Source organism: Pseudomonas sp. LBUM1664 (genome assembly GCF_059695895.1).
Genome location: NZ_CP166791.1, coordinates 661568 through 673899 on the forward strand (window position 1 = coordinate 661568; position 12332 = coordinate 673899).

12 protein-coding genes are annotated in these 12332 nt (G+C 55.3%); all 12 read left to right on the forward strand.

Features of this window, described 5'->3' with window-relative positions:
• The first annotated feature begins 38 nt into the window (after positions 1 to 38).
• The 12 genes from rpoC to rplV all read left to right on the forward strand — a co-directional run bounded on the left by rpoC (position 39) and on the right by rplV (position 12329).
• A complete protein-coding gene (gene rpoC / locus ACA047_RS03080; protein WP_497356611.1) occupies positions 39 to 4238 on the forward strand; it encodes a DNA-directed RNA polymerase subunit beta' in 4200 nt (1399 codons plus the stop codon).
• 216 nt (positions 4239 to 4454) lie between these two features.
• Positions 4455 to 4826, forward strand: coding sequence for a 30S ribosomal protein S12 (gene rpsL / locus ACA047_RS03085; RefSeq protein ID WP_003186084.1), 372 nt, complete (start codon positions 4455 to 4457; stop codon positions 4824 to 4826).
• 102 nt (positions 4827 to 4928) lie between these two features.
• The gene (gene rpsG, locus ACA047_RS03090) at positions 4929 to 5399 is read left to right on the forward strand and encodes a 30S ribosomal protein S7 (RefSeq protein WP_003186074.1); all 471 of its coding nucleotides are present in this window, start codon (positions 4929 to 4931) and stop codon (positions 5397 to 5399) included.
• Between the two features lie 30 nt (positions 5400 to 5429).
• Positions 5430 to 7535 (forward strand): elongation factor G, encoded by a 2106-nt coding sequence (fusA, locus tag ACA047_RS03095; RefSeq protein ID WP_283554439.1) that lies wholly within the window; start codon positions 5430 to 5432, stop codon positions 7533 to 7535.
• Positions 7536 to 7565: 30 nt separating this feature from the next.
• Positions 7566 to 8759, forward strand: coding sequence for an elongation factor Tu (tuf, locus tag ACA047_RS03100; RefSeq protein ID WP_215000987.1), 1194 nt, complete (start codon positions 7566 to 7568; stop codon positions 8757 to 8759).
• A 156-nt stretch (positions 8760 to 8915) separates the two neighbouring features.
• Positions 8916 to 9227 (forward strand): 30S ribosomal protein S10, encoded by a 312-nt coding sequence (rpsJ, locus tag ACA047_RS03105; RefSeq protein ID WP_003186070.1) that lies wholly within the window; start codon positions 8916 to 8918, stop codon positions 9225 to 9227.
• 80 nt (positions 9228 to 9307) lie between these two features.
• Positions 9308 to 9943 (forward strand): 50S ribosomal protein L3, encoded by a 636-nt coding sequence (rplC, locus tag ACA047_RS03110; RefSeq protein WP_003186059.1) that lies wholly within the window; start codon positions 9308 to 9310, stop codon positions 9941 to 9943.
• Positions 9944 to 9955: 12 nt separating this feature from the next.
• Positions 9956 to 10558: a 50S ribosomal protein L4 gene (rplD, locus tag ACA047_RS03115; RefSeq protein WP_003186057.1), complete on the forward strand. Its 603-nt coding sequence runs from the start codon at positions 9956 to 9958 to the stop codon at positions 10556 to 10558.
• On the forward strand, positions 10555 to 10854 hold the full coding sequence (gene rplW, locus ACA047_RS03120; RefSeq protein ID WP_002555488.1) for a 50S ribosomal protein L23: 300 nt from the start codon (positions 10555 to 10557) through the stop codon (positions 10852 to 10854). Before rplD ends, rplW begins: the two co-directional genes overlap by 4 nt.
• A 14-nt stretch (positions 10855 to 10868) precedes the next feature.
• Entirely contained in the window at positions 10869 to 11693 is an 825-nt protein-coding gene (gene rplB, locus ACA047_RS03125) for a 50S ribosomal protein L2 (protein WP_003186055.1), read from the forward strand.
• A gap of 16 nt (positions 11694 to 11709) precedes the next feature.
• Positions 11710 to 11985, forward strand: a complete 276-nt coding sequence (rpsS, locus tag ACA047_RS03130) for a 30S ribosomal protein S19 (protein ID WP_002555486.1) — start codon at positions 11710 to 11712, stop codon at positions 11983 to 11985.
• Between the two features lie 11 nt (positions 11986 to 11996).
• Positions 11997 to 12329: a 50S ribosomal protein L22 gene (gene rplV, locus ACA047_RS03135; RefSeq protein ID WP_003103908.1), complete on the forward strand. Its 333-nt coding sequence runs from the start codon at positions 11997 to 11999 to the stop codon at positions 12327 to 12329.
• Positions 12330 to 12332 lie beyond the last annotated feature (3 nt).

Genomic DNA, 12332 nt, shown 5'->3' on the forward strand with positions numbered 1-12332 from the left:
TGTTCTGCCCGCTCTCTGCTCCGCCAGGAGGAAAGGCCTTGAAAGACCTACTGAATTTGCTGAAAAACCAGGGTCAAGTCGAAGAGTTCGACGCCATCCGTATTGGATTGGCCTCGCCTGAGATGATCCGTTCGTGGTCGTTCGGTGAAGTTAAAAAGCCGGAAACCATCAACTACCGTACGTTCAAACCTGAACGTGACGGCCTGTTCTGCGCCAAGATCTTTGGCCCGGTAAAGGATTACGAGTGCCTGTGCGGTAAGTACAAGCGCTTGAAGCACCGTGGTGTGATCTGCGAGAAGTGCGGCGTTGAAGTTGCGCTGGCAAAAGTTCGTCGTGAGCGCATGGCGCACATCGAACTGGCCTCGCCGGTTGCTCACATCTGGTTCCTGAAATCGCTGCCGTCCCGTATCGGCCTGCTGATGGATATGACCCTGCGTGATATCGAACGTGTTCTCTACTTCGAGAGCTATGTCGTTATCGACCCGGGCATGACCACCCTTGAAAAAGGGCAACTGCTCAACGACGAGCAGTACTTCGAAGCGCTGGAAGAGTTCGGCGACGATTTCGATGCCCGCATGGGTGCCGAAGCTGTCCGTGAGCTGCTGCACGCGATCGACCTGGAGCACGAGATTGGCCGTCTGCGCGAAGAAATTCCGCAAACCAACTCCGAAACCAAGATCAAGAAGCTGTCCAAGCGTCTGAAGTTGATGGAAGCCTTCCAGGGGTCCGGCAACCTGCCAGAGTGGATGGTGCTGACCGTTCTGCCGGTTCTGCCGCCAGATCTGCGTCCACTGGTTCCGCTTGATGGCGGTCGTTTCGCGACTTCCGACCTCAACGACCTGTATCGTCGAGTGATCAACCGTAACAACCGCTTGAAGCGCCTGCTCGATCTGTCCGCTCCGGACATCATCGTGCGCAACGAAAAGCGTATGTTGCAAGAAGCTGTCGACGCACTGCTCGACAACGGTCGTCGTGGCCGCGCTATCACGGGTTCCAACAAGCGTCCTCTGAAATCCCTGGCTGACATGATCAAGGGTAAACAAGGTCGTTTCCGTCAGAACTTGCTCGGTAAGCGTGTTGACTACTCGGGTCGTTCGGTAATTACCGTAGGTCCGACCCTGCGTCTGCACCAGTGCGGTCTGCCTAAGAAAATGGCTCTGGAGCTGTTCAAGCCGTTCATTTTCGGCAAGCTGGAAATGCGTGGTCTGGCGACCACCATCAAAGCGGCCAAGAAAATGGTCGAGCGCGAGCTGCCAGAGGTTTGGGACGTTCTCGCCGAAGTAATTCGCGAACACCCAGTGCTGCTCAACCGTGCACCGACCCTTCACCGTCTGGGTATCCAGGCGTTTGAACCGGTACTGATCGAAGGTAAGGCTATCCAGCTTCACCCGCTGGTCTGTGCTGCGTACAACGCCGACTTCGACGGCGACCAAATGGCCGTGCACGTACCGCTGACGCTGGAAGCCCAGCTCGAAGCGCGCGCGTTGATGATGTCCACCAACAACATCCTGTCGCCAGCCAACGGTGAGCCAATCATCGTTCCGTCGCAGGACGTTGTATTGGGTCTGTACTACATGACTCGTGAAGCGATCAACGCCAAGGGCGAAGGTCGTGTGTTCGCGGATCTGCAGGAAGTTGACCGTGTGTTCCGTGCTGGCGAAGCCGCACTGCACGCCAAGGTCAAAGTGCGTATCAACGAAACCGTCAACGACCGTGATGGTGGCAGCGTGAGCGGCACTCGTATCGTCGACACTACTGTTGGCCGTGCGTTGTTGTATCAAGTTGTGCCAAAAGGCCTGTCCTACGATGTCGTCAACCTGCCGATGAAGAAAAAGGCGATCTCCAAGCTGATCAACCAGTGCTACCGCGTGGTTGGTCTGAAAGAGACCGTGATCTTCGCTGACCAGTTGATGTACACCGGTTTTGCCTACTCGACCATTTCCGGCGTTTCCATCGGTGTTAACGACTTCGTTATCCCGGATGAAAAAGCCCGCATCATCGGTGCTGCCACCGAAGAAGTGAAAGAGATCGAAAGTCAGTACGCCTCCGGCCTGGTAACCCAGGGCGAGAAGTACAACAAGGTGATCGACCTCTGGTCCAAGGCGAACGACGAAGTATCCAAGGCGATGATGGCCAACCTCTCGAAAGAGAAAGTCATCGACCGTCATGGCAACGAAGTCGATCAGGAATCCTTCAACTCGATGTACATGATGGCCGACTCGGGCGCACGGGGTTCTGCTGCGCAGATCCGTCAGCTCGCCGGTATGCGTGGCCTGATGGCCAAGCCGGACGGTTCCATCATCGAGACCCCAATTACAGCTAACTTCCGTGAAGGTTTGAGCGTACTTCAGTACTTCATCTCCACTCACGGTGCTCGTAAGGGTCTTGCGGATACCGCGTTGAAAACGGCGAACTCCGGTTACCTGACACGTCGTCTGGTAGACGTCGCGCAGGATCTGGTGGTGACCGAGATCGATTGCGGCACCGAGCACGGCCTGGTAATGACTCCGCACATTGAAGGCGGTGACGTTGTAGAGCCGCTGGGTGAGCGCGTATTGGGTCGTGTCATTGCCCGTGATGTATTCAAGCCAGGTACCGAGGACGTGATCGTTCCTGCTGGCACCCTGGTCGACGAAAAGTGGGTCGAGTTCATCGAGCTCAACAGCATCGACGAAGTGATCGTACGTTCGCCGATCAGCTGCGAAACCCGCTACGGCATCTGCGCCAAGTGCTACGGTCGCGACCTGGCTCGTGGTCACCAGGTGAACATCGGTGAAGCGGTCGGCGTTATCGCTGCCCAGTCCATCGGTGAGCCGGGTACCCAGCTGACGATGCGTACGTTCCACATCGGTGGTGCGGCAAGCCGGACCTCCGCAGCCGACAGCGTTCAGGTGAAGAATGGCGGTACTGTCCGTCTGCACAACCTGAAGCACGTTGAGCGCGTGGACGGTCACCTGGTGGCTGTATCCCGTTCCGGTGAGCTGGCGATCGCTGATGACTTCGGTCGTGAGCGCGAACGTTACAAGCTGCCGTACGGTGCTGTGATTTCGGTGAAAGAAGGTGACAAGGTCGACGCTGGCGCAATCGTGGCCAAGTGGGATCCGCACACTCACCCAATCGTTACCGAAATGAAAGGTACCGTGACCTACGTGGGCATGGAAGAAGGCATCACGATCAAGCGTCAGACTGACGAATTGACCGGTATGACCAACATTGAAGTACTCGACGCTAAAGACCGTCCAGCTGCCGGTAAAGATATCCGTCCTGCTGTGAAGATGGTTGATGACAACGGCAAGGATCTCTTGCTGCCGGGTACCGACGTAATTGCTCAGTACTTCCTGCCTGCCAACGCCTTGGTCGGCGTGGCGGACGGTGCGAAAATCGCGATCGGTGATGTTATCGCTCGTATTCCGCAAGAGACTTCGAAAACCCGTGACATCACCGGTGGTCTGCCGCGTGTTGCCGACTTGTTTGAAGCTCGTCGTCCGAAAGAAGCCTCGATTTTGGCTGAAGTCAGCGGCACCATCGCGTTCGGTAAAGAGACCAAGGGCAAGCGCCGTCTGGTCATTACCCCGAACGACGGTAGCGATCCGTACGAAGAGCTGATTCCGAAGTGGCGTCACCTGAACGTCTTCGAAGGCGAACAGGTAAACCGCGGCGAAGTTATCTCCGACGGCCCGAGCGATCCACACGACATCCTGCGTCTGCTGGGTGTGAGTGCGCTGGCCAAGTACATCGTGAACGAGATCCAGGACGTTTATCGTCTGCAAGGCGTGAAGATCAACGACAAGCACATCGAGACCATCCTGCGTCAGATGCTGCGTAAAGTTGAAATCGCTGAATCCGGCGATTCCACTTTCATCAAGGGCGACCAGATGGAATTGACTCACGTTTTGGTAGAGAACGAGCGTCTGGCTGGCGACGAGAAATTCGTTTCCAAGTTCACTCGCGTGCTGTTGGGTATCACCAAGGCGTCGTTGTCCACCGAATCGTTCATCTCGGCGGCTTCCTTCCAGGAAACCACTCGCGTACTGACCGAAGCGGCGGTAACCGGCAAGCGCGATTACCTGCGCGGCCTGAAAGAAAACGTGGTCGTGGGTCGTCTGATCCCGGCTGGTACCGGTCTGGCCTATCACAGCGAACGTAAGCGTCGTCGTGAAGCAGACAAGCCGTTGCGCGTAAGCGCCAGTGAAGTGGAAGCTGCACTGACCGAAGCACTGAACTCGAGTGGTAACTGAGTTCTGCGGTAATTAAGTGCCTGGCCCTGGTCATCCCGTTCGGCGGTTCGAGACAAATTGTCGAGATCCGGCGGGCGGGGAGGTCGGGGCCTTGCCTTGACTGGGGACAAGATCCTCTTTAGACTCTTGATCCCCTAAATTTGGCGGGAATTCGTTCCTGCCATTTTGCTTTTCTTGTAAGACAATAGCGTCGCAAGACAACAGTGGAGCTAGTAGATGGCAACTATCAACCAGCTGGTACGTCAGCCGCGTAAGCGTATCGTCGAGAAATCCGACGTGCCTGCGCTGCAGAACTGCCCGCAACGTCGTGGCGTATGCACCCGTGTGTATACCACCACGCCGAAAAAACCTAACTCGGCACTGCGTAAAGTATGCCGTGTGCGTCTGACCAACGGTTTCGAGGTTTCCTCGTACATCGGCGGTGAAGGCCACAACCTGCAAGAGCACAGCGTGGTACTGATCCGCGGCGGTCGTGTAAAAGACTTGCCAGGTGTTCGTTACCACACCGTTCGCGGTTCTTTGGATACTTCCGGCGTTAAAGGTCGTAACCAGGGTCGCTCGAAGTACGGTACCAAACGTCCGAAATAATCGGCCGTTTTACAGTTTTTCATTTTATTGAGTCGATAAGAGTAAGGTCGGGCACGCATTAGCTGTCCCGGGCTAACCTGAAGACCGTTTGAGGGCTTATCAATGCCAAGACGTCGCGTAGCAGCCAAACGTGAGATTCTGGACGATCCGAAATACGGAAGCCAGATTCTCGCCAAGTTCATGAACCACGTAATGGAAAGCGGCAAAAAAGCCGTTGCCGAGCGTATTGTTTATGGCGCACTGGACAAAGTTAAGGAACGCAAGAACAGCGATCCCCTGGAAATCTTCGAGAAAGCTCTCGACGCCATCGCTCCGCTGGTCGAAGTGAAGTCGCGCCGTGTAGGCGGTGCTACTTACCAGGTTCCGGTCGAAGTTCGTCCGTCCCGTCGTAACGCCCTGGCAATGCGCTGGTTGGTAGACTTCGCCCGCAAGCGCGGTGAGAAGTCTATGGCTCTGCGTTTGGCTGGCGAACTGTTGGACGCTGCTGAAGGTAAAGGTGCTGCTGTTAAGAAGCGTGAAGACGTGCACCGTATGGCTGAAGCCAACAAGGCTTTCTCGCACTACCGCTTCTAATTTTAGCGTCACTCAATTTGCGAGGGCTTTATGGCTCGTACTACACCGATTAACCGCTACCGTAACATTGGTATCGTTGCTCACGTGGATGCTGGTAAAACCACCACCACCGAGCGCGTCCTTTTTTACACCGGCAAAAGTCACAAGATGGGCGAGGTGCATGATGGCGCCGCGACCACCGACTGGATGGTGCAGGAGCAGGAGCGTGGTATTACCATTACTTCTGCTGCCATTACCGCTTTCTGGAAGGGTTCCGAGAAGCAGTACAAGGATGAGCACCGCTTCAACGTCATCGATACCCCGGGCCACGTAGACTTCACCATTGAAGTTGAGCGTTCCCTGCGTGTACTCGACGGCGCTGTGGTTGTGTTCTGCGGTACCTCGGGTGTTGAGCCTCAGTCGGAAACCGTATGGCGTCAGGCCAACAAATACGGCGTTCCACGTCTTGTTTATGTGAACAAGATGGACCGTGCTGGTGCCAACTTCCTGCGCGTGATCGCTCAGATCAAACAGCGTCTGGGTCACACTCCGGTGCCGATCCAACTGGCTATCGGTTCCGAAGACAACTTCCAGGGTCAGATCGATCTGATCAACATGCAAGCGGTCTATTGGAACGATGCTGACAAGGGTATGGTTCCTGTTCGCAAGGACATTCCTGCCGAGTTGCTGGAAGAAGCCGAAAAATGGCGTGGCAACATGGTTGAGGCTGCGGCCGAAGCCAACGAAGAGCTGATGAACAAGTACCTCGAGGGTGAAGAGCTCACCAATGAGGAAATCAAGGCTGCTCTGCGTCAGCGTACCATCGCCGGCGAGATCGTCTTGGCTGTTTGCGGTTCCTCCTTCAAGAACAAGGGTGTTCCCCTGGTTCTCGACGCCGTGATCGACTTCCTGCCTGCGCCGACCGACATTCCTGCCATCAAGGGTACCGACCCGGATGACGAGACTATCGAGCTGGAGCGTCATGCAGACGACAGCGAGCCGTTCTCGGCTCTGGCGTTCAAGATCGCTACCGACCCATTCGTGGGTACCTTGACCTTTGTCCGGGTTTACTCGGGTGTGTTGAACTCCGGCGACGGCGTGATCAACTCTGTAAAAGGCAAGAAAGAGCGCGTGGGTCGTATGGTGCAAATGCACGCAAACGCCCGCGAAGAGATCAAGGAAGTGCGCGCTGGTGACATCGCGGCCTTGATCGGCATGAAGGACGTCACCACGGGTGAGACTTTGTGCAACGGCGACAAGCCAATCATTCTGGTTCGCATGGACTTCCCGGAGCCGGTTATTTCGGTTGCCGTTGAGCCAAAAACCAAGGATGACCAGGAAAAAATGGGTATCGCTCTGGGCAAACTTGCTCAGGAAGATCCATCTTTCCGCGTTAAGACTGATGAAGAGACCGGTCAAACGATCATCTCTGGCATGGGCGAGCTGCACTTGGACATCCTGGTTGACCGGATGCGCCGTGAGTTCAACGTCGAAGCCAACATCGGCAAGCCTCAGGTTTCCTATCGTGAGCGCATCACGAAGAACTGTGAAATCGAAGGCAAGTTCGTTCGCCAGTCCGGCGGTCGTGGTCAGTTCGGCCACTGCTGGATTCGTTTTGCACCGGCTGACGAAGGTCAGGAAGGTCTGCAATTCGTGAACGAAGTCGTGGGTGGTGTGGTTCCGAAGGAATACATCCCGGCGATCCAGAAGGGTATCGAAGAGCAGATGAAGAACGGCGTTGTTGCCGGCTATCCGCTGATCGGCCTGAAGGCAACTGTGTTTGATGGTTCTTACCACGACGTCGACTCCAACGAGATGGCGTTCAAGGTGGCTGCTTCCATGGCAACCAAGCAACTGGCCCAGAAGGGCGGTGGTGAGTTGCTCGAGCCGATCATGGCAGTAGAAGTCGTTACGCCTGAAGACTACATGGGTGATGTCATGGGCGACCTTAACCGTCGTCGTGGCATGATTCTGGGTATGGAAGATACGGTTTCCGGCAAGGTCATTCGTGCCGAGGTTCCGTTGGGTGAAATGTTCGGTTACGCGACCGACGTTCGTTCCATGTCTCAGGGTCGCGCAAGCTACTCTATGGAATTCAAAAAATACAATACAGCTCCGTCGCATATCGTCGAGACTGTTACCAAAAAACAAGGCTGATTCAGCCCTTTAGGCAAGGAGTTAATTGTCGTGGCTAAAGAAAAATTTGATCGTTCCCTACCGCACGTCAACGTTGGCACCATCGGTCACGTTGACCACGGTAAAACCACTCTGACTGCTGCTCTGACTCGCGTCTGCTCCGAAGTTTTCGGTTCGGCCGTTGTTGCTTTCGACAAAATCGACAGCGCTCCGGAAGAAAAGGCTCGTGGTATCACCATCAACACCGCGCACGTTGAGTACAACTCTTCGATTCGTCACTACGCTCACGTTGACTGCCCAGGTCACGCTGACTATGTGAAGAACATGATCACCGGTGCTGCCCAGATGGACGGCGCTATCCTGGTTTGCTCGGCCGCTGATGGTCCGATGCCACAAACCCGTGAGCACATCCTGCTGTCCCGTCAGGTTGGCGTTCCGTACATCGTTGTCTTCCTGAACAAGGCTGACATGGTTGACGACGCTGAGCTGCTGGAACTGGTTGAGATGGAAGTGCGCGATCTGCTGAGCACTTACGACTTCCCAGGTGACGACACTCCGATCATCATCGGTTCGGCTCTGATGGCTCTGAACGGCCAAGACGACAACGAAATGGGCACCACTGCTGTCAAGAAGCTTGTGGAGACTCTGGACAGCTACATCCCAGAACCAGTTCGTGTTATCGACAAGCCGTTCCTGATGCCAATCGAAGACGTATTCTCGATCTCCGGTCGCGGTACTGTTGTAACTGGTCGTATCGAGCGCGGTATCGTCAAGGTTCAGGATCCACTGGAAATCGTTGGTCTGCGTGACACTACCGTCACCACCTGCACCGGTGTTGAAATGTTCCGTAAGCTGCTCGACGAAGGTCGTGCTGGCGAGAACTGCGGCGTACTGCTGCGCGGCACCAAGCGTGACGACGTTGAGCGTGGCCAGGTTCTGGTTAAGCCAGGTTCGGTTAAGCCGCACACCAAGTTCGAAGCTGAAGTGTACGTTCTGAGCAAAGAAGAAGGCGGTCGTCACACTCCGTTCTTCAAAGGCTACCGTCCACAGTTCTACTTCCGGACCACTGACGTGACCGGTAACTGCGAACTGCCGGAAGGCGTTGAAATGGTAATGCCAGGCGACAACATCAAAATGGTTGTCACCCTGATCAAAACCATCGCGATGGAAGACGGTCTGCGTTTCGCTATCCGTGAAGGCGGTCGTACCGTCGGCGCTGGCGTCGTAGCCAAAATCATCGAGTAAGCTCTTTTTGAGTAAGCTTTGATGAGTTGAAAAAGCCCCCGCTTAGCGGGGGCTTTTTTATTGGGTTGACACCTATATGGGTCGTCTATAGAATTGCGCCTCCTTTTAACGGGCGTATTGCGCTCGGTGGGAATAGCAGCCGGAGTCTGAAATCCAATGCAAAATCAGCAAATCCGTATCAGGTTGAAGGCTTTCGACCATCGCCTGATCGACCAATCCACCCAGGAAATCGTGGAAACCGCGAAACGTACTGGTGCTCAAGTGCGTGGTCCAATTCCACTGCCTACCCGTAAAGAGCGGTTCACCGTTCTGGTCTCCCCGCACGTCAACAAAGACGCGCGTGACCAGTACGAGATCCGTACTCATAAGCGTGTTCTGGACATCGTCCAGCCAACGGATAAAACCGTTGATGCTCTTATGAAGCTTGATCTTGCGGCCGGTGTGGAAGTGCAGATCAGCCTCGGCTAAGACTCGGTCTTAGTCGTGTAACGCTCTGAAATGGGCGGCCATAGCGGGTGAAAGCCCCGTACACTCATGAGGTTTACAACATGACTATTGGTGTAGTCGGTCGTAAATGCGGTATGACCCGTATTTTCACCGAAGAAGGTGTCTCCATTCCGGTCACGGTCATTGAGATCGAGCCGAATCGCGTCACCCAGTTCAAAACTGAAGAGACCGATGGCTATCGTGCAGTGCAAGTCACTGTCGGCGAGCGTCGTGCTTCGCGTGTAACAGCTGCTCAGGCTGGCCACTTCGCTAAGGCGAACGTTGCCGCTGGTCGTACCGTAATGGAATTCCGTCTTGAAGAAGGCGAGTACCAGGCCGGCGATCTGATCAACGCTGAAATCTTCGCTGCTGGTCAACTGGTTGATGTAACCGGTCAGTCCAAGGGTAAAGGCTTCCAGGGTACGATCAAGCGTTGGAACTTCCGCGGGCAAGATAATACCCACGGTAACTCCGTATCCCACCGCGTTCCAGGCTCTATCGGCCAGTGCCAGACTCCTGGTCGTGTATTCAAGGGCAAAAAAATGTCCGGTCATATGGGCGCTGAGCGCGTGACCGTGCAGTCCCTCGAAGTAGTGCGCGTGGACGCTGAACGCAATCTGTTGTTGGTCAAGGGCGCTGTTCCTGGCGCTACTGGCGGCAACTTGGTTGTACGTCCAGCAGCCAAGGCTCGCGGTTAAGGGGAAGCTGACATGCAATTAAATGTAAATGACGCTCAAGCGATCGAAGTTTCCGAACTGACATTTGGCGGCGAATTCAACGAGACGCTGGTTCACCAAGCAGTCGTGGCCTACATGGCCGGCGGCCGTCAAGGTAGCAAGCAGCAAAAGACCCGTTCCGACGTTTCTGGTGGCGGTAAGCGCCCATGGCGTCAGAAAGGTACTGGCCGTGCTCGTGCCGGTACTATCCGTAGCCCAATCTGGCGCGGCGGCGGTACTACTTTCGCAGCTCGTCCTCAGGATCACTCCCAAAAGCTGAACAAGAAGATGTATCGCGCAGCAATGCGTTCCATCCTTGCTGAGCTGGTGCGTACTGATCGTCTGGTCGTGGTTCAGGACTTCGCTGTTGAAGCACCGAAAACCAAAGATCTGCTGAACAAGCTGAACGGCATGGGCCTGACTGATGTCCTGATCGTGTCTGACGCTGTTGATCAGAACCTGTACCTGGCTGCTCGCAACCTGCCACACGTTGATGTTCGTGACGTGCAAGGTTCCGATCCGGTCAGTCTGATCGCATACGACAAGGTGTTGATCACCGTGTCGGCCGTGAAGAAATTCGAGGAGCTGCTGGGATGAACCAGGAACGCGTATTTAAAGTTCTGCTTGGCCCGCACGTTTCCGAGAAGGCTACGGTTCTGGCAGACAAGAAAGGCCAGTTCGTTTTCAAGGTTGCGACCGACGCAACCAAGCTGGAAATCAAGAAGGCCGTCGAAAGCCTGTTCAGCGTGAAAGTAGAGCGCGTGACTACCCTGAACGTTCTGGGTAAAAGCAAGCGCACTGCTCGCGGTCTGGGCAAGCGAAATGACTGGAAGAAGGCAGTTATCTCCCTTCAGCCAGGCCAAGATCTCGATTTCAGCAGCAGTGCTGAGTAAGGAAGGGGTGCATCATGGCAATCGTTAAATGCAAACCGACTTCCCCTGGCCGCCGTTTTGTGGTCAAGGTGGTCAACCAGGAGCTGCATAAAGGCGCTCCTCACGCACCGCTGCTCGAGAAAAAATCGAAGTCTGGTGGTCGTAACAACAATGGCCGTATTACCACTCGTCACATCGGTGGTGGTCATAAGCAGCATTATCGTCTGGTCGACTTCCGTCGCAACGACAAGGATGGCATCGCTGCCACCGTCGAGCGTATCGAATACGATCCAAACCGTACTGCTCACATCGCTCTGCTGCTGTACGCAGATGGCGAGCGTCGCTACATCATCGCCCCTAAAGGCGTGAGCGCTGGCGACCAGCTGATCGCAGGTGCTTTGGCGCCGATCAAGCCGGGCAACGCTCTGCAACTGCGCAACATTCCAGTTGGTAGCACCGTACACGGCATCGAATTGAAGCCAGGTAAAGGCGCGCAAATCGCTCGTTCCGCTGGTGCTTCGGCTCAGCTGATCGCTCGTGAAGGTGTCTACGTGACCCTGCGTCTGCGTTCTGGTGAGATGCGTAAAGTACTGGCTGAATGCCGTGCGACCCTGGGCGAAGTCTCGAACTCCGAGCACAGCCTGCGTTCGTTGGGTAAAGCTGGTGCCAAGCGCTGGCGTGGCGTTCGCCCAACCGTTCGTGGTGTTGCCATGAACCCGGTTGACCACCCACATGGTGGTGGTGAAGGTCGTACCTCTGGTGGTCGTCATCCGGTATCGCCATGGGGCTTCCCGACTAAGGGCGCGAAGACTCGTGGTAATAAGCGTACCGACAAAATGATCGTCCGTCGTCGCAAGTAAATAGAGGGATACGACAGTGCCACGTTCTCTGAAAAAAGGTCCTTTTATTGATCTTCACCTACTGAAGAAGATCGAAGTGGCGGCGGAAAAGAACGATCGCAAACCAGTTAAGACCTGGTCGCGTCGTTCGATGATCCTGCCACAAATGGTCGGTCTGACCATCGCAGTACACAACGGTCGCCAGCACGTCCCAGTTCTCGTGAACGAAGACATGGTCGGCCACAAACTGGGCGAGTTCGCCGGTACCCGCACATATCGTGGGCACGTGGCTGACAAGAAAGCCAAGCGTTAAGGGGTTAGGAAATGGAAGTAGCCGCTAAGTTGTCGGGCGCTCGAATCTCCGCCCAGAAAGCCCGCTTGGTCGCCGACCAGATCCGCGGGAAGAAGGTGGGCGAAGCGCTCAACCTGTTGGCTTTCAGCAGTAAGAAAGCCGCCGAGATCATGAAAAAAGTGCTGGAGTCGGCCGTAGCCAACGCCGAGCATAACGAAGGCGCAGACGTTGATGACCTGAAAGTCAGCACCGTTTTCGTCAACGAAGGGCGTTCGCTGAAGCGAATCATGCCACGTGCCAAAGGCCGTGCTGATCGCATCGTCAAGCGGTCTTGCCATATCACTGTCAAGGTTGCTGACAAGTAACGG